A 17205-nucleotide genomic window follows, 5' to 3' on the forward strand; every position below is an offset into this window, starting at 1 on the left:
TTCACGCAACGCCGTGTTAACACTTTGCGCTATTTCAGGCCCAACCAAGCCGGAATATGCCCGATATCCGGCAAAACAACTTCGGCAAACGGTGACAATTCAGCCTCACCGGCAAGCCCCGTCAAAACACCAACGCAGCGCATGCCAGCGGCCTTGCCAGCGTGCAGATCATGCAGGCTATCGCCCACCATAATCACCTCATTCGGGGCCAATCCGACAGCCTTGCAGAAACCCTGCATCTGCGCCGGCGCGGGCTTGCCACCATAGCCGCTGTCAAAGCCGGCAATGAAGTCAAAATACCCCGTAACATCGGCCGATTTCAGATGCGCCAGTGCCGGCATCTCCGCATCGTTCGTCGCCACACCCAGCTTCAATCCGGCAGCTTTCAACCGGTTCAATAGCGGCTTCAACGGCACCGCTTCGGCCTGTGGCGCATTCGCGGCTTCCATGTTTAAAACATCTTCGATCGCCTCTGCGCTCCAGCCCTCAAGCCCGCGTGTCAGAGCCTTTGCAACCTCGCCTGATGTTCCCGCTATCACGATACTATCATTGAGAAATTTCTGCTCTGAATAGTCAAATCCGATCAACCCGGCAAGCTCGGCGGCATGCACTTCGTCGCGGCCCATTCGGTTCAAAAAGGCCAGCGCCCATGCTTCCCATGTGCTGGCGAAATCAAACAATGTGCCGTCCTTGTCAAACAATGCGCCTTTGACCGATGAAGTCATGTTTATGTCCAGTTCACTTGCTCGCCACCGGGCAGCGCGGCTCGGGCTTTCATCACCGTATCATAAGGCAGCGTTTCACTGTCACAAAAAGCGACAATCCAGGCGTCATCCATCAACAAAAAGTCGAGCACAGAACCCAGGAATGCCGGATCAGAAGCCTGAGCGCGCAAGTCTTCAACCGCAGCCCCGCTGGCCCCCAAAAACACCGGCATCAGATCATCACTGTTGCCCAACCAAATGAGCGCTTTTACGCCGATGCTCTCGGCTGTGTCCCGCGAAACAGACATTTTACACATCCTAGAAAGGTTTTCTTAACCTCTTTTGCGAAATGATAGCCAAGACCACAAGCACAAAGGAGCCAGAGGCCACAATGCCCGGTAAAGTCCTGATCGTCGACGACATTGCCACAAACCGTGTCATTCTGCAGGTTAAGTTAACAACTGCAGGGTATACGGTTTTGCAAGCCAACAACGCCAATGACGCGTTGCAGCTCGCCCGTGAGGCGCAGCCTGATCTCATGCTTTGCTCGGCTCGACTAGACGGCATGAGCGCAGAAACCTTTCATCAGGCCTTTGAAAATGATCCCCGGATTTGCAAGATATCACGCATCGTACTGTGTGAATTAAGTGAATTAAATCAACGCACTAAACTCCTATCCCTCGGAGCAACCGATGTCTTCGCCAGGCCAGTTGATATCGTCGTATTGCTGGCACGGTTTCGAGCGATCTTGCGCAACCGCGTCAGCCGTGAAGACACGCTCCTGCAAGAAAGCGCCTCGCGTGTTCTTGGTTTCGGTGAAGCCGCACATAACTTCGCTCCTAGCACCGACATTGCTCTCATTTGCGAGACACGCATCACTGCCAAGAACTGGCTTGAGGCGCTTCCTCTTCGTGCGGGCGACAGCTCGACTGCGCACTGCTTTGAAGGCGCTGTAAAGCCTTTGCAATCAGGCCCGTCACCTGACGTCATCACCCTTGAAATAAGGGATTCCAACGCCGAAAAAGCGCTAACGACGCTCTCGGATTTGCGTGCAGCCAGCCGCACCCGTTACGCAAAAATCATCGCAGTCTTAGACAGCGCACAACCCGCGCTTCTCTGCGAGGCCCTGAACCGCGGCGCCGATGATGTGCTCGTATACGGCTATTGCGCCGATGAACTGGCCCTTCGTTTGCGCCGTCAAGCCGCCGTCAAACAGCGAGACGACAAGCTGCGCGAGAACATGCACGAAGGCCTGCGCGCCGCGGCAACCGACGCTCTCACCGGGCTTTACAACCGCCGTTTCGCACTGCCGCATCTTGCGCGCATGGCAAGCCGTTGCGACTTCAAACAAACCAGCTGCGCCGTTATGGTTATCGACGTTGACCACTTCAAATTGATCAATGACACCTTCGGCCATGAGGCCGGAGATGCCGCCCTGGTCACCTTGTCCGAGTTGCTCAGACGCTCGTTGCGCCGCTCTGATCTCGCGTCTCGGATCGGTGGGGAAGAATTCATGATCGTATCGCCTGACACCTGCGTCCGGGAAGCGCGGCTCGCCGCTCACCGCCTCTGCAAGATGATCTCGAGCCACAGCTTTATCCTGCCGGGCACCCCGGAGCCACAGCGCCTCACTGTCAGCATCGGAGTCGCAGTGACCAACACGCAAAGTAGGGTCAATGCTTGTGCGACACAAACAGCTGAAACTCTGCTGCGCGAGGCCGATCAGGCGCTTTACGGGTCAAAAAATCACGGCCGCAATCAAGTTACACTCAGCCCGCGTTCTGCCGCCTAATGTCCGCGCCTCAGCGATTTTTTCGGCGTTTAGGGTCATCTTTCAGGCGGTTCGCAAGCTCAGTTCTTTGCACTTTACTCAACCCGCTAATGTAATCAACAAGCGCCGTTTCACCAACAGCGCGCATCTCGCGAAAAGCTGCCCCTTTGCGTGCCATTGCCGCCCGAAAAGCCACCGCGTCGAACTCGTCCGCCCTTAAAGCCGTCTGCATATTCGCAAAGCCCGCAGCGATCTCCTGTTGAATGCCCGGCGCTCCGGCGCGGTTCTTTCGCATGGCACGGCCGATCTCGCGACGGGCGTCCTTGTCTAGCGCACGCAGTATCGGGTCTTCGCGGGAAACTTTATTGTGAGGTGGGCCATTGTACCGGTAAGCCGCACCGACAACCAGCCCGGCAACCGCCAGATTAAGCCCGAGGGAGACCACAAGTACGGCACGCCATCCACGGCTCATCCTAGACTTACCACCTGTCTCTGAACCGTCATTTGTTTTCATATCTTGCGTCATAGCGCATCCCCCAATGTATCATCCAGTGTATCCAGCCAAACGTAATCGGTTTCCAACCCATCAAGTGATGTGCTCTCGAAAAGATAGCCGGCCACCGTCTCTGAAAGGCCCGTGTAAGGCGCTAGCCCCAACCAGACGCCGACAGCCGTTGCCGTCACCAGCCCACCCATAGCTGGCCAGCCGCCGAGGCCCTCAATGAGCGATCGCCAGCCAAACCGCCGCGAAGACTTCTCACTGTTCCGCCCGATACCCGCTTGCTCAAACCCGTCCTGAACAACCGCTGCATCTCGCATCACGCGCGCCATCAAGTCAGCCGTGGCGTCAGGGCTGCTGTCACGGGCCGTTGCAAACATATCGTTCAGCATCTGTGTGTCTCTGTCATGATCACTCATCGCTATACCCCAGTTCATCTTGGCGCATCCCTAGCGCCTTGGTTAAAGCCCGCTTACCGCGAGCTGTCAGGCTTTCAACCGCCTCAACGCTGATCTCCATAATCTCTGCGATCTGCGGATTCTGCATCTCTTCTATATGGCGTAAAACCACCGCTTGCCTCTGCCTGTCAGGCAGTTGTGCCAAAGCATCATCAAGGGCTTGCATGCGCGCTTTGTCTTGCATCTGCTCGGGCACGCTCGCGCTTTCGTCAAGTGGTTCGGCCACGCTTTCAAGCGGAACAGAACGGCGTTTGCGCAGTTTATCAGTGCACAGGTTTGCCGTCACACGGTAAAGCCAGGTCGTCACTTTGGCTTCACCCTGTCGCCACTCGGGTGCAATTTTCCACAAACGCAGCATCGCTTCCTGAGCAACGTCTTCGGCTTCCGCACGCACCCCGAGCAACCGGAAAGCATGCGCCAGAACCACCGGAACGAGCCGCCGTGTCAACACAGCCGAGGCTTCCTTGTCGCCATTGGCAAACAAGGTCAGAAGCGCTGCATCGCTCAGCTCTGTAGTGTCGTCAAAGGCCATACTCATGTCACTTTGGCTGCTATCCCAAGGGTGCTCACGACAGGCACCGCCTCGTTTTCAAGGCGGTGCCTGCGGTTGCGTTAGTCGTTCTTTTTGTGGCCGTGGCCATGCTTCCGATGACCGCCACGCTTCTCATGCATGTTTTTCATTTCTTCTTCCGAAATGAAACCGTCATTGTCGGTGTCTGCACGCTTGAACATTTTTTCCATCCGCGCTTCGCGTTTGCCAGCTCGGATCTCGTCTTGCGTCAGCGCACCGTCTTTGTCGGCGTCAAACTTCTCAAGCATTTTGTCAAAGCGCTGTCCGGCACGCTCGCCAGCTTTGGCAACAGCTTCGTCTTTAGTGATCTTGCCGTCGTTGTTGCTGTCTGATTGCGTGAAGCGCTGGTCGCCTCCGGCTTTCAGCTCTTCTTGCGACAACTTCCCGTCACTGTTGGTGTCAAGCTGTTCGAAATTCATATGCCGGCCTTCGCCCTTCGCTCCGGCCGCTACGGCTTGTCCGCCAACTGCGGCAATGCTTACGATCATAGCAAGGGCAGTTGCCCGTGTGAGTGCATTATAAGTAGTCATAACGTGTCTCCAACTTTCTTTACTGTGTGCGGGCTTACCCCGTCACTGCAGCCTATTACGGTGGCACCCTCAACTTCCGTCGCAACTTTTTTCATGGGCCGGATTTGCGACATCAAGACGCAAGGCTCACTTGGCACTTTAGTTATCCGGCAGAATGCAGCACATTGCTGCCATTATGCGAGCAAGGACAAACGATGAGCCAAGTACCAAATAGCCTCACAGACTTTTCACAAGAACAGCCAGACCGCCCAGACCGTCCTGTGCGTGACGCCATGCTCAAAGGCTGGCGCCGCAAATGCCCGAATTGTGGCAAAGGCCCGCTGCTCAAAGGCTTCCTCAAGGTTCAGGATGAATGCACAGTCTGTCATGAGGAACTGCACCATCACCGCGCCGATGACGGGCCCGCCTACCTGACCATTCTCATTGTCGGCCACATCATGATGCCAGCGTTGCATATCTTCTTCACGCACTATCGCCCCGAGCCATTGGTGCTGTTCACGATCTTCGCTCTTGGCGCGACGCTGCTGTCGCTATATCTTTTGCCCAGAATAAAAGGCGCGTTCATCGCGTATCAATGGGCGCGCGGTTTGCATGGGTTCAAAACCCGTTAACCCCGGCGCCACATCACAAAGGCGCTGCCAATGACCACTCCGCAACCGATCGACAAAACCGCGATCCGCAATGCCGCGACGATTATCGCCGTCCGTGATAGGCTGACTGCGCCTAAAGTTCTCATGGGCCAGCGCGGTGCAAAAGCCGCCTTCATGCCCAACAAGTTTGTCTTTCCCGGCGGTGCGGTTGATCAGGCCGACTACGCAATCCCCCTTGCGCGCGGGTTTCATCCAACATGTGCCGAACGGCTGGCCGAGGGCTGCGACACTGACATCTCTAGCGCACTCGGTGCTGCTGCAATCCGTGAACTCTGGGAGGAAACAGGCCTTGTGCTCGGCCAGAAGGGCACATGGGCAGGCGAAGTTCCCGAGGATTGGCGCGAGTTTGCCGAAGCCGGCTTCGCCCCGTCTGCGCACCCGCTTCAGTTCGTCTTTCGTGCCATAACCCCGCCGGGCCGCCCCCGCCGTTTTGACGCGCGCTTCTTTCTGGTCGATGCCGCCGAAATTGCCTCTGACCTCGATGATTTCTCCAACGCCGAAGACGAGCTTTCGCATCTGCAATGGATCGGCCTTGAAGACGTGCGCAGCTTTGATCTGCCCTTCATCACTGAAGTCGTTCTAGCCGAGGTCGCGCACCGCTTACACGACACTGAGCCGCCCCAAAATGTGCCGTTCTTTCACAATGACACCGAAGAAAGCCTGTTTTTGCGCCTCAACGGCAAGGGTCCGCTGTCTGGTCGCCAGATCAAAGGCGACTGACGCTCAGGCCAGTGCCACCAGCGCAATCACCGATGCCGTGATAAACAGCATTGCGAGCCCCTCGCGGCGGGTGATTTTTTCGCCAAAGAACAGTACCGAGGCAAGGATCGAGAAGATCACCTCGACTTGTCCGACAGCGAACACATAGGCCGCATTCATCATCGCGAAGGCGGTAAACCAACCGAGTGATCCGCCAAGCCCCGTCAGCCCCATCCAAACTGCCCTGCGCCACGCACGCGCAACACGGCCGATCTCGCCAGGCTCTTTAAACATCAGCCAAGCGCTTAGTCCGACGGTCTGGCTCACGGTGACACAGGCCAATGTCAAAACCGCCTGCATAAAGGCATCATCCGAGACAACTTCAAGCGTTGCACCACGGTAGCTCACTGCCGAAACCGCGAACAGCACGCCCGACAAAACCCCAAGCCCCGCCGCGCGGTTCATCGCCCTCGCCAGCAAACCGCCCGCACCCTCCGGCATGTCCGACAAGACCAACACACCAAGTAGCCCAAGCGCGATCGCCCCCAGCGCCCCGAGCGTCACAGTGTCGCCCAACACGACGAAACCGACCAAGGCGGTCAGCATTACTTCGGTCTTTTTAAAGGTAATCCCGACAGCAAAGTTGCGGCTGGCGAAAATCGCCACAACACACCACGTTGCGAGTATTTGCGCCAAGCCGCCAGTGAGCGCATAGGGCCAAAAGCGCGGGCCAAACTCGGCCAGCCCTTGCCCGCGGAACCAGACGTAACCAGCTGCCAGCAAACACACAAAGGGCGCCGAGTAGAGAAACCGCGCCAGCGTCGCGCCGCCCGCCGAAAGCGTGCCCATGCTGAGCATTTTTTGCAGCATAAACCTGAGCGTCTGAAACGCCGCCGCGCCGATTGCGAGAAATATCCAAGCCATGCAAGCTTACTGGCTGCATTTCACTCTTTTGGCCAGAGAGGATGCGCCACAGGGTCTTTGCGCCGCAAAAAGTGACGCGCAAAAACCTCGCGATACGAGCGGTAATAGTAACCGCCATTACGTTGCATTACGCCCTCGCGCTCGGCCCTGAACGCGCTCGGCAATTGATACCAGGGCACGCCAGGCCGCTCATGGTGCACCACATGATAGTTGTTGTTCAAAAACAAAAGCGCCAACAACCCGCGGTCCTCCACAATCACTGTGCGCCCACTTGTTCGTTCATCCGCTCGGTGCTCCAGAAAGGTCCTGATCTTAAGCACAGAATGCCCGCCATAGCTCGCCAGCAAGAACGCCCAAACAGGCATCTGGCCCACAACGGCAAACACCCAGATCACCACGAATACAGACACAATATGCGCCACCCAAGCCCGCAGAACCGCCCGTTCACCAGCCCTGATAGCGGCAAAATCACTGCGCATAAAGCAAACCTGCCCCACAATCGGCCCGATAAGCATGCGTCCGAGCAGGGTGTTGTTCGCTTCCAGTAAAAGCCGCGTCAACAGCCCGAACCGCGCCCAGGCTTTTGGGTCACGATAGTTGCTTTCTGGGTCATCATACGGGTCGGTCAGTTGCTCGTCGCGGTGGTGCTCAAGGTGCAGATCACGAAACCGGCCATAAGGAATGCACAAAGTCAATTGAGGGAAAACCAGCGCCTCGTTGAGCCATCGCATGCGCGTCGGATGCCCGTGCAACGCCTCATGGCATAGCGACGAATGCTGCACACCCGCCAGCGTCACCAACAGCATTCCCAACGGCAACCAAAGCTGTGACGCAACGCCTATTCCCAGCAGCCAAAGCCCGTAAGTCAGCCCTAGCAAAGCCAGCGTCGGCCACTCAACTCGCGCGACAGCCCTACTCCGCATGTCGCCCCCAGGTGATCACCGACCAAACCCGCTCATAGGCAAAATACATCGCAAACCCGACGGCCGTATTGATCAAAGCCATCGCGCCGCCAATACTCCACGATCCGGTTGCCAGATAGCCAACAAGACTCATTACATAAAAGCCCAACACGTTCCACAAAGTGGCTTTCAGCAGAGTTCGTTTTGCACTGTCCAATTCTGGCTCCATAGGTTGGTTCTCAAAAACGATATCAACCAGAACCGCGTGCAAACATTCCGAATATGATTAACAAATTTCACCAATGGTGATATAACTCACCATATGAACCAAAAAATCGACAAACGCGTTCGCGCCGAGCAGTTTCGCCAGCGCCTCGCCGTAGCATTGCAGAGCAATGACACCAGTCAAAGCGCCCTAGCACGCCGCATCGGGGTTGACCGCTCAACAATCTCGCAATTGCTCACAGGCACCGGCGCGCGCCTGCCAAATGCACAGGTTGTGGGTGAATGTGCGGCTGCGCTTGGTGTCTCGGCCGACTGGCTCTTGTCGCTCTCCGACAGGCCCGAAACCGCTTCGCACCTCTTGGCAAACTCGCTCACCCTCACCCATGCCCCCCGTGCGATGATCGACGAAGCGATCTTCAACTGGCACAAGGAAGCCGCCGGATACAAAATCCGTCATGTCCCCGCCGCTCTGCCCGACATGCTTAAAACCCGCGACATGCTAATGTGGGAATACACACCGCACCTTGGACGCACCACGGAGCAAGCGATCAACGCAATGGAAGACCGCCTCGCGCTGATCAACGCCTCACCCTCCGACTATGAAATCGCCCTGCCGCTTTATGAACTCGCAAGTTTCGTGCACGGTGAAGGCTACTACCGGGGCCTTCCTGAAGACGTTCGTGCAGCCCAGATCAGCCGTTTCAAAGAGCTTCACCAGCAACTCTACCCGCGCCTGCGCATCTACGCTTTCGACGCCCGACAGCTGTTCTCGGCTCCGGTAACAATCTTCGGCCCGCTCCTCGCTGCGCTCTATGTGGGCCGTGACTACCTCACATTCCGCGACACCGAGCGCGTTCAGGCTCTTACCCAGCACTTTGATCAACTCGTCCGCGAAGCCCACATCTCGGCCCGCGACTTCCCTGATCACCTAGACAGTCTTGCCGGTATGTAATCACACCTTCGGGTCGGGGTTTTCCGTATGTCCGTCAACAGCGATCACCTGCCCGCTGACCAGCCGCGAGCGGTCACTGCCCAAAAACACTGCCATATTGGCCACATCTTCAGCCGTCACAAAGGACTTCATCGAGGTGCCGCTGGCATAGCCCTTGTAAACATCGTCGCGGCTCATGCCCTTCGCCGCCGCTTCCCGTTGCAAAACGCCTTCCATCCGCGGCCCTTCCACGGCCCCCGGACAGATAGCGTTGGCCCGAATGCCATGCGCCCCAAGCTCCATCGCCAGCGTTTTCATCAAGCCGATCACCGCCCATTTAGCCGCCGCATAGGGCGCCCGTAACGGATAGCCAAACTGCCCGGCCGTTGACGACGTCAGAATGATCGAGCCGCTGCCCTGCGCCTTCATCATCGGCGCAGCATATTTTGCCGCCAGAAACGCGCCTTCGACATTGACGCTCATACAAGTGCGCCAGTCATCGAGCGTAATATCTTCAACCGCCGCTGTCGGCCCCGCGATACCCGCGTTGGCACAGAGCGCATCAAGCCCGCCCCAAGCTGCATCAATCTCTGCAAACAGCGCCTTCACGGCCGCCTCGTCGCTGGCGTCAACCTCGGCTGCACCCCAGTCCTTGGGCGTGTTGGCAAGCGCTGCGCGGTCAACATCCGTTACCCAAACCCGCACGCCTTCAACCGCATAAGCCTCGGCAATCGCCCGCCCGATGCCAGACGCACCCGCGGTTACCAATACTCTCATCGCGGATCGCCAATCGCGCGGCCAAGCCCTTCAGGTTTGCTCAAGCCGGCATGCGCGCTCGCAACCTTCACAAGCGCCGCTTCAACCTCAGCGCTCGGCGGAGCCGCACGCCGCGTCGCCAGATCAACGTGTAGGAGCATATGCTCAGCGCTGGCCAACAACCGCTCGCCCTCGCGCATTTCATGGAACAAGTGCATCTTTTTGCCAGCGCCCATAACGACCTGCGTATGCACCGTGATCTTCGCCCCCGCATGCACCTCGTCGATATGCCGGATATGCGTCTCGGCGGTAAAGTAACTGCCACCGTTCGCGATATACTCCGCATCGCAGCCGATCATCTCCATAAAGCGGTCAGTGCTATCCGCAAAAGCCTGCAAATAGCGGCTCTCGGTCATGTGCCCGTTGTAATCAAGCCAATCAAGCGGAACCACGCGGTGCAGCGTCAGTACTGGCTGGCTCAAGTCAGCAACATCATCCACATGCGCCGCAATCCCCGCACCCTCGCGCAGGGTCTTGTCATGGTCGTTTTGTAACTTGCCAGCGCCCCAGTTGTTCGCCCCCAGCGCCCGCATCATGCCCACAAGGTTGTCATCGCGAATACGCTCAAGCTCGCGGATCGTGTGCATTCCGCTTTGCGCATCCGACTGATCGGCAATCGCATCAACCAGTTCGTCGGTCAGTTCCGGCACATCCATAAGCTTGGTCCAGGGCCAGCTCAGACACGGCCCGAACTGTGCAATAAAGTGGCGCATGCCCGCCTCGCCGCCCGCCACACGATAGGTCTCAAACAGGCCCATCTGCGCCCAGCGTATGCCAAAACCATATCTAATCGCATCGTCGATCTCTTCAGTGGTGGCAATGCCATCCTTGATCAACCAAAGCGCCTCGCGCCACACGGCCTCCAAAAAGCGGTCTGCAATATGGGCATCAATCTCTTTCTTAAGGTGCAGCGGGTGCATGCCAATGCCGCTGATAATCTCTTTCGCGCGTTCGATCACATCGGTGCCGTTGGCCTCTGTGCTCACAAGCTCAATCAGAGGCAGCAGATACACAGGGTTAAACGGGTGCGTCACCACGATCTGGCTCGCGTTGCTCATGCCCGCCTGCAACTCGCTCGGCTTGTAGCCCGATGTCGACGAACCGATAACAGCCCCCGCAGGCACGCTCTCGGCCAATTGTGCATAGACTTTGTGTTTGAGCTCAAGCCGCTCCGGCACGCTTTCCTGCACCCAGTCAACGCCCTCAACGGCATCGGCCAATTCAGCATGAAAGCTCAAAGCGCCCTCTGCAGGCAGCGCCATATTGCCAAGCCCCGGCAGCGAGCGCCGTGCATTCTCCAACACTTCGCTTATCTTGCGCTCGGCCTCCGGGTCAGGGTCAAACACCCGCACATCCCAGCCGTTAAGCAAAAAGCGCGCAGCCCAGCCGCCGCCAATAACACCACCGCCAATAATCGCTGCGCGTTTGGTCATTCCCGTCATCCTTTCAATGTTTAGTCCACGCAAAGCGCAGCTTTTTTGCCGCCAGCCATCAGCACTTCATGACAGCCAAAAAACGGTGTCACCGGCGAGCAGGTGCGCGTTGCGGCAAGGCAAAGGCCCGCACAATCTTTGCTGTCCGAACAGGCCTTGCCCGCGTCCGGCTGTGGCCTCGCACATTGCGGCCCCGCCAGCCCGATCACCATGCTACCGCCCGCCGCTTTACACTGCGCCTCTAGCAACAGCGGTGAACCCGAGCTCTGGTCAGCAACCCTCGTGCTAGCAGCGATTCCATCCTCGTCGCCTGCAGGCTCAACCAGCTGACACGCCGCCAGCACTGCCAGCAGGGCAACCGCAAACAGCCGCATCACGAGCGCGGCTCGCGTTTTGTCAGGTTAAGCTTCTTGCGCACCTCGTCAGGCCCGATCACGCGCGCACCCATCGCTTCAATGATCCCGCGGGCGCGCTCAACCAACTGGTAGTTCTCGGCCAACACGCCCTTATCAAGCCAGAGATTGTCTTCAAGCCCGACACGCACATTGCCGCCCGCCAGAACAGACGCCGCCACATAAGCCATCTGGTTGCGCCCAAGGCCAAAGCCGCTAAACGTCCAGCTGTCAGGCACATTGTTCACCATCGCCATGAAAGTATTCAGATCATCCGGCGCGCCCCAGGGAACACCCATGCAAAGCTGCACAAGCGCGTCAGGCTCAAGCACTCCGTCCGCCACAAGCTGCTTGGCATACCAAAGATGCCCGGTGTCAAATGCCTCAATCTCCGGCTTCACGCCGAGCTTTGTCATCATGCTGCCCATCGCCGTCAACATGCCCGGCGTGTTGGTCATCACGTAGTCAGCCTCGGCAAAGTTCATCGTGCCGCAGTCAAGCGTGCATATCTCTGGCAGGCACTCGGCAATATGCGCCACACGCTCACTGGCCCCAACCATATCTGTGCCGTCAATCGTCGGAAACGGGCTCTCCACCCCGCCAAAAACAATGTCACCACCCATGCCAGCCGTGAGGTTGAGCACAACATCAACATCCGCACTGCGCACACGATCAGTCAATTCGCGATACAGCTTGAGGTCACGGCTCGGCGCACCAGTTTCCGGGTCGCGCACATGGCAATGCACCACAGCCGCACCTGCCTTGGCCGCCTTGATAGCACTATCAGCAATCTGCTCAGGGCTGCGCGGAACATGCGGGCTGCGATCTTGCGTGCTGCCCGATCCGGTCACCGCACAGGTGATAAACACGTCTTTGTTCATAGTCAGTGGCATAGCCGAATCCCTTCAAGCAACAGTCATTTTGCGCAGCGTCTCACACCACACCCTTGCCCCGAAAGCCCTTTCGAGACATTTTAAGCCGCGCCCCCGGAAAACTTCACGCCCTCCAGGCTTTCTTTTCGCAAAAATACTCAAATCCAACGCCTGCCTAAAACGTTTCGAGAATAAGGTGAGGCACAGCTTGATTTCAAAGCGCTTCAATACGGCATCGGATGCTGCTTATGCACAGCGTTCAACTCCGACAACACCTCGTCCGACAGCACGATATCAGCCGCCTCAAGTGCGTGCTCAAGCTGTGCAACCGTCGTCGCTCCGAAGATAGAACTGCCCATGAAAGGCCGCGTCAACGTCCACGCCAGTGCCATATGTACAGGATCAAGCCCGTGCTTCCTGGCAACTTCCAAGTAGGCCTCAACCGCGTCAAACACCCGCGGCGTTATGCGTCCGCCCATCTCCGGAACCAGACTCCTGCGTGACCCATCAGGCACCTTGCCGCCTTGATACTTGCCGCTCAACAGCCCTGCCCCTAGCGGCGAAAACGCCAGCAAGCCCACGTCTTCATTGACGCTCAACTCGGCCAAATCGGTGTCATACATCCGGCACAGCAGCGAATATTCGTTCTGCACCGATGCAACCCTCGGCCCGCCGACACGCTCGGCCGCCGCAAGCCATTGCCCCGTGCCCCAGGCGCTCTCGTTTGACAGCCCGAAAGCCCTGATCGTCCCGCGGTCAACTTCCTTATGCAACGCGCCCAAACACTCTTCCATATTGGCAATCGTATCTGACTTGTCCTGGTGAGAAGGGTCATAATCCCAGTTCTGGCGGAACATATACGAGCCGCGGTTGGGCCAGTGAAACTGATAGAGATCAATCACATCCGTTTTGAGGCGCTTCAAAGAGCCTTCAATCGCTTCAGGAATTGTCGCCGCCGAGATCGCCGCGCCATCGCGCACATTCTTATAGCCCTTGCCCGAGTGTTTGGTCGCCAAAACAACCTCGTTGCGCCGCCCGCTCTTCTCAAACCAGTTGCCAAGCACGCGCTCTGCATCGCCCTGCGTTTCGCGGCTCAGCGGGTTCACCGGATACATCTCCGCGCAGTCCCAAAACTGGACACCGCGGTCAAGCGCAAGCTCCATCTGCGCAAAGCTCTCGGCCTCGCTGGTCTGCGTGCTAAAAGTCATCGTGCCGAGACACATCTCGGAGACCACTATTCCGGTTCGGCCTAGTTCACGTTGTTTCATATTTGCATCCTGTTTTTGCTCGCCAGCACTCTGGCGAACCGTTTCAGAATGTCAAATTGCTAACGCTTAGTGACCGCTGTCCAGAATGCCGGTGCGCACTTCGTAATCGACCGCGAGCTCATAGTCGGGGTCATCATCACTATCGACCATCAAATGCCCAGCGCGGGTCAGCAACTGGTGGCAATCGCGACTCAAATGGCGCAACTGCAAGCGCTTGCCTGCGGCTTCATACTTGGCTGCGATTGCTTCAATCGCCTGCAAAGCCGACTGATCGACAACACGACTTCCCGCAAAGTCTACGACCACATTATCAGGGTCGCTCGCGACGCTAAACAGCTCTGCAAATCCGTCGGCTGAACCAAAAAACAAAGGCCCCTGCACGCGGTAAACCTTCTCGCCATCGGCCTCGTCGATATGCGCATCAATGCGGCGTGCGTTGTTCCAGGCATAGCTCAGCGCCGACACAATCACCCCGACAACAACCGCGATTGCAAGGTCATATGCAACAGTTACAATTGTCACCAATATCGTCACGAACGCGTCGTTAAACGGCACGCGGCGCAAGATGGTCAACGAGTTCCAAGCGAACGTCCCGATCACCACCATGAACATCACCCCAACCAGCGCCGCCAAGGGGATCTGCTCGATAAGCGGTGAGGCAAACAAAATAAAGCTCAGCAAAAACAGCGCCGCAGCGATGCCCGCAATCCGCGTGCGCCCGCCTGATTTCACGTTGATCATGCTCTGCCCGATCATTGCACAGCCACCCATGCCGCCGAAAAATCCTGTCGCCACATTGGCCGCGCCCTGCGCCAGACATTCCTGCGAAGCACCACCGCGCTTGCCGGTAATTTCGCCAACAAGGTTCAGAGTCAGCAGGCTTTCAATCAAGCCAATCGCCGCCAGAATAACCGCATAAGGCAGGATGATCTCAAATGTCGCCCAGTTGAGCGGAACCTGCGGGATATGGAACGGCGGCAACCCGCCCTTGATCGAGGCCAAATCACCAACGCGCGGCACATCAAGCCCCAGCGCGATCACCAAAATCGCCACGATGCCAATACCCGCCAGAGGCGCTGGAATAAACTTGGTGATACGCGGCATCACCCAAATAATCGCCATCGTCATAGCCACCAGCGAAAGCATCAAAAACAGCGCGCTGCCACTCAGCCATTCGCCGCCGCTCATGCCGTGGCCCGTGTTCACAACCGTTCCAGGCACCTTGAACTGCGTCATCTGTGCAAGGAAAATAACGATCGCCAGCCCGTTCACAAAGCCCAGCATCACAGGGTGTGGCACCAGTCTGATAAACTTGCCCCAATGCATCGCTCCGGCAATCAGCTGCAAAATACCCATCAGCACAACCGTGGCGAACAGGTATTCAACACCGTGCTGCGCAACGAGCGCCACCATAACAACAGCCAAGGCCCCCGTCGCCCCCGAGATCATCCCCGGGCGCCCGCCGAAAACCGCTGTGATCAGCCCGACCATAAACGCCGCGTAAAGCCCCACAAGCGGATGAACACCCGCGACAAACGCAAAGGCAACCGCCTCGGGCACAAGCGCCAAAGCAACAGTCAACCCCGAGAGAACTTCGATCCGCACGCGCCCCATCGAGAAGGGTTCATCCTGCATAACCCGAAGGTCGGGCATTGCGACACGGTTGGCAAAAGCCGCCATCAAAGCGCGTTTCATATCTGTTTTCCTGCTCGCGGGAGGCCCGAAGGCCGTTCATATCTTGCCCGCCGCCTAACGGCATTGGCGCAAAAATGCCAGCACCAAGTTAACATCCGTTTAATTCTGCTCCTAACAGTAAACAAATTCACATCAAAATCGGTTCAAAAACTGTCTGCACGCATTATGCACTGCGGTATGCACTGTGATATGCACCCGAGTCACAGCCCGTTAACCACGCTCGCCAACAAGGTTAACACTGCGCCCGCTCCCTTGCCTTTGGCGGTATGAAAGGTCACAAATGGGCCGACATATTTTGAGGGAAAACACATGAGTGAAACTGTAATTGGCGTGATCGGCGGGTCAGGAATCTACGACATCGACGGCTTGGAAAACGCCCAATGGCAAACCGTTAAAACCCCTTGGGGAGCGCCCTCAGATCAGCTTCTCACAGGCTCTCTCGATGGTGTCAAAATGGTCTTTCTGCCGCGTCATGGCCGTGGCCATATCCACACGCCAAGCAGCGTGCCTTACCGCGCAAATATCGACGCTCTCAAGCGCATCGGCGTCACCGATGTAATCTCGGTTTCGGCCTGCGGCTCCTTTCGAGAAGAGATGGCCCCAGGTGATTTTGTTGTTGTAGATCAGTTCATTGACCGCACATTCGCCCGTGACAAAACCTTCTTTGGAACCGGATGTGTCGCCCACGTCAGCGTCGCGCATCCGACTTGCCCGCGCCTTTCAATGGCTTGCCTAACTGCCGCGCAAGACGCCGGAATAACCGTGCACAAGGGCGGCACATATCTGGCGATGGAAGGCCCGCAATTCTCGACTCTCGCAGAAAGCAAAATGTATCGCGAAAGCTGGGGGGCTGATGTGATCGGCATGACCAATATGCCCGAAGCCAAGCTCGCTCGCGAGGCTGAACTCTGCTATGCGAGCGTTGCGATGATCACCGACTATGACAGCTGGCATCCTGAGCACGGCGAGGTTGATGTCACTGAAATCATTAAAACTTTGATGGGCAATGCCGATAAGGGCCGCGCTCTTGTCAGCCGTCTTCCTGCCCTCCTCGGCAGCACCCGCGAGGCTTGCCCGCATGGTTGCGACCGCGCGCTGGAATACGCCATTCTCACAGCGCCCGAAGCCCGCGATCCGGCACTCGTCAAGAAGCTTGACGTCATCGCAGGCCGCGTGCTGTGAGGCTCCTCCTCGCAACCCTCTTTCTACTTGCGAACAGCGCGGCCGCTCAAGACCATGTCACCGTCGAAGGCTTGCTCAACGACGAAGATTTCTACCGCCTCGTTGCCTGTGCCGCGCCCCCTGAAGGCAGCTGCCAAAAACCGCTGGTGCACTGGCATCTTGAACGCCCTTTGCGAGTCTGGCTGGCCCCGTTTCCACGCGCGTTCCTCGGCAGTAAGGGCCCTCGCGCACGCGCTGCTTTAACCCTTGCCATTAAAGAGATAAACGCCGCCGACGCCGGCGTTACCCTGAGCAAAACCAAAGACCGCAGCGCCGCAGATTTGCAGTTGTTTTTGATCGACGCCCCGCGTGGCGGCTCGATCTCCGGAACCGGCCTGCATTGGGTTGACGGCAGCACACTTGGAGGCGCCACGACGCGCCTGCGGATCGAAGCCGCGAAAGGCCGGATCATCGACGGCGCGATCGCGATTTCCAAAGACCTGCGCATCACGTCTTATGAGAGCGTCGTGCTTGAAGAACTCACCCAAGCGCTCGGGCTGATGACCGACATCGACAGCCCTGCATATGTCGGTGTCTCGATCTTTAGCCAGACAGGCAACGATGTGAAGGCGCTCTCAATTCAGGACAAGCGTGCGCTGCGGCGGCATTACGCAAGCAAGTAGCTTGTCAGTTTTTTGCGGGCT

21 protein-coding genes are annotated in these 17205 nt (G+C 57.5%); 6 read left to right on the forward strand and 15 right to left on the reverse strand.

What is annotated here, in order from left to right; all coding sequences use genetic code 11:
* Positions 1 to 29: 29 nt before the first annotated feature.
* On the reverse strand, positions 30 to 725 hold the full coding sequence (locus tag KO498_RS13945; protein WP_215960543.1) for an HAD family hydrolase: 696 nt from the start codon (positions 723 to 725) through the stop codon (positions 30 to 32).
* A gap of 2 nt (positions 726 to 727) precedes the next feature.
* Complete coding sequence (locus KO498_RS13950; RefSeq protein ID WP_215960544.1) at positions 728 to 1012, reverse strand: DUF3572 domain-containing protein; 285 nt, start codon at positions 1010 to 1012, stop codon at positions 728 to 730.
* A gap of 83 nt (positions 1013 to 1095) precedes the next feature.
* Between KO498_RS13950 and KO498_RS13955 the strand changes: the two genes are divergently transcribed.
* Positions 1096 to 2496 carry a diguanylate cyclase gene (locus KO498_RS13955; protein WP_215960545.1) on the forward strand — a complete coding sequence of 467 codons (1401 nt, stop codon included), beginning with the start codon at positions 1096 to 1098 and terminating at the stop codon, positions 2494 to 2496.
* 10 nt (positions 2497 to 2506) lie between these two features.
* Here the strand turns inward: KO498_RS13955 and KO498_RS13960 are convergent, their stop codons facing one another.
* From KO498_RS13960 to KO498_RS13975, 4 genes are all read right to left on the reverse strand, one after another.
* On the reverse strand, positions 2507 to 3001 hold the full coding sequence (locus KO498_RS13960) for a periplasmic heavy metal sensor (RefSeq protein WP_215960546.1): 495 nt from the start codon (positions 2999 to 3001) through the stop codon (positions 2507 to 2509).
* The gene (locus tag KO498_RS13965; protein WP_215960547.1) at positions 2998 to 3411 is read right to left on the reverse strand and encodes a hypothetical protein; all 414 of its coding nucleotides are present in this window, start codon (positions 3409 to 3411) and stop codon (positions 2998 to 3000) included. Before KO498_RS13965 ends, KO498_RS13960 begins: the two co-directional genes overlap by 4 nt.
* On the reverse strand, positions 3386 to 3970 hold the full coding sequence (locus KO498_RS13970; RefSeq protein WP_215960548.1) for an RNA polymerase sigma factor: 585 nt from the start codon (positions 3968 to 3970) through the stop codon (positions 3386 to 3388). Before KO498_RS13970 ends, KO498_RS13965 begins: the two co-directional genes overlap by 26 nt.
* A gap of 74 nt (positions 3971 to 4044) precedes the next feature.
* Positions 4045 to 4533 carry an EF-hand domain-containing protein gene (locus KO498_RS13975; RefSeq protein WP_215960549.1) on the reverse strand — a complete coding sequence of 163 codons (489 nt, stop codon included), beginning with the start codon at positions 4531 to 4533 and terminating at the stop codon, positions 4045 to 4047.
* A 272-nt stretch (positions 4534 to 4805) separates the two neighbouring features.
* Between KO498_RS13975 and KO498_RS13980 the strand changes: the two genes are divergently transcribed.
* On the forward strand, positions 4806 to 5144 hold the full coding sequence (locus KO498_RS13980) for a DUF983 domain-containing protein (RefSeq protein ID WP_436835943.1): 339 nt from the start codon (positions 4806 to 4808) through the stop codon (positions 5142 to 5144).
* Between the two features lie 30 nt (positions 5145 to 5174).
* On the forward strand, positions 5175 to 5903 hold the full coding sequence (locus KO498_RS13985; RefSeq protein WP_215960551.1) for an NUDIX hydrolase: 729 nt from the start codon (positions 5175 to 5177) through the stop codon (positions 5901 to 5903).
* 3 nt (positions 5904 to 5906) lie between these two features.
* On the opposite strand, the gene KO498_RS13990 is transcribed toward KO498_RS13985, so the two are convergent.
* From KO498_RS13990 to KO498_RS14000, 3 genes are read right to left on the reverse strand one after another with little or no spacing between them, the layout of a single operon-like run.
* Positions 5907 to 6806, reverse strand: a complete 900-nt coding sequence (locus tag KO498_RS13990; protein WP_215960552.1) for a DMT family transporter — start codon at positions 6804 to 6806, stop codon at positions 5907 to 5909.
* 20 nt (positions 6807 to 6826) lie between these two features.
* Positions 6827 to 7729 carry a fatty acid desaturase gene (locus KO498_RS13995; RefSeq protein ID WP_215960553.1) on the reverse strand — a complete coding sequence of 301 codons (903 nt, stop codon included), beginning with the start codon at positions 7727 to 7729 and terminating at the stop codon, positions 6827 to 6829.
* Complete coding sequence (locus KO498_RS14000) at positions 7719 to 7925, reverse strand: DUF2061 domain-containing protein (RefSeq protein ID WP_215960554.1); 207 nt, start codon at positions 7923 to 7925, stop codon at positions 7719 to 7721. The genes KO498_RS13995 and KO498_RS14000 overlap by 11 nt, the downstream gene beginning before the upstream one ends.
* 105 nt (positions 7926 to 8030) lie before the next feature.
* Between KO498_RS14000 and KO498_RS14005 the strand changes: the two genes are divergently transcribed.
* Positions 8031 to 8885: a helix-turn-helix domain-containing protein gene (locus KO498_RS14005; protein WP_215960555.1), complete on the forward strand. Its 855-nt coding sequence runs from the start codon at positions 8031 to 8033 to the stop codon at positions 8883 to 8885.
* On the opposite strand, the gene KO498_RS14010 is transcribed toward KO498_RS14005, so the two are convergent.
* The 6 genes from KO498_RS14010 to KO498_RS14035 form a co-directional block, all read right to left on the reverse strand.
* Positions 8886 to 9641, reverse strand: a complete 756-nt coding sequence (locus KO498_RS14010) for an SDR family oxidoreductase (protein ID WP_215960556.1) — start codon at positions 9639 to 9641, stop codon at positions 8886 to 8888. It lies immediately after the preceding gene.
* Positions 9638 to 11113, reverse strand: coding sequence for a carnitine 3-dehydrogenase (locus KO498_RS14015; protein ID WP_215960557.1), 1476 nt, complete (start codon positions 11111 to 11113; stop codon positions 9638 to 9640). Before KO498_RS14015 ends, KO498_RS14010 begins: the two co-directional genes overlap by 4 nt.
* A gap of 20 nt (positions 11114 to 11133) precedes the next feature.
* The gene (locus KO498_RS14020) at positions 11134 to 11487 is read right to left on the reverse strand and encodes a hypothetical protein (protein ID WP_215960558.1); all 354 of its coding nucleotides are present in this window, start codon (positions 11485 to 11487) and stop codon (positions 11134 to 11136) included.
* Entirely contained in the window at positions 11487 to 12398 is a 912-nt protein-coding gene (locus tag KO498_RS14025; protein WP_215960559.1) for a 3-keto-5-aminohexanoate cleavage protein, read from the reverse strand. The genes KO498_RS14020 and KO498_RS14025 overlap by 1 nt, the downstream gene beginning before the upstream one ends.
* 203 nt (positions 12399 to 12601) lie before the next feature.
* On the reverse strand, positions 12602 to 13645 hold the full coding sequence (locus KO498_RS14030) for an aldo/keto reductase (RefSeq protein ID WP_215960560.1): 1044 nt from the start codon (positions 13643 to 13645) through the stop codon (positions 12602 to 12604).
* A 66-nt stretch (positions 13646 to 13711) separates the two neighbouring features.
* The gene (locus KO498_RS14035) at positions 13712 to 15340 is read right to left on the reverse strand and encodes a SulP family inorganic anion transporter (RefSeq protein ID WP_215960561.1); all 1629 of its coding nucleotides are present in this window, start codon (positions 15338 to 15340) and stop codon (positions 13712 to 13714) included.
* 309 nt (positions 15341 to 15649) lie between these two features.
* On the opposite strand from KO498_RS14035, the gene KO498_RS14040 reads away from it, so the two are divergent.
* Positions 15650 to 16522 carry an S-methyl-5'-thioadenosine phosphorylase gene (locus KO498_RS14040; RefSeq protein WP_215960562.1) on the forward strand — a complete coding sequence of 291 codons (873 nt, stop codon included), beginning with the start codon at positions 15650 to 15652 and terminating at the stop codon, positions 16520 to 16522.
* Positions 16519 to 17184, forward strand: a complete 666-nt coding sequence (locus tag KO498_RS14045; RefSeq protein ID WP_215960563.1) for a DUF2927 domain-containing protein — start codon at positions 16519 to 16521, stop codon at positions 17182 to 17184. The genes KO498_RS14040 and KO498_RS14045 overlap by 4 nt, the downstream gene beginning before the upstream one ends.
* Positions 17185 to 17205: the final 21 nt, after the last annotated feature.

The organism is Lentibacter algarum (assembly GCF_018860975.1).
GTDB classification, from domain to species: Bacteria; Pseudomonadota; Alphaproteobacteria; order Rhodobacterales; family Rhodobacteraceae; genus Lentibacter; species Lentibacter algarum_A.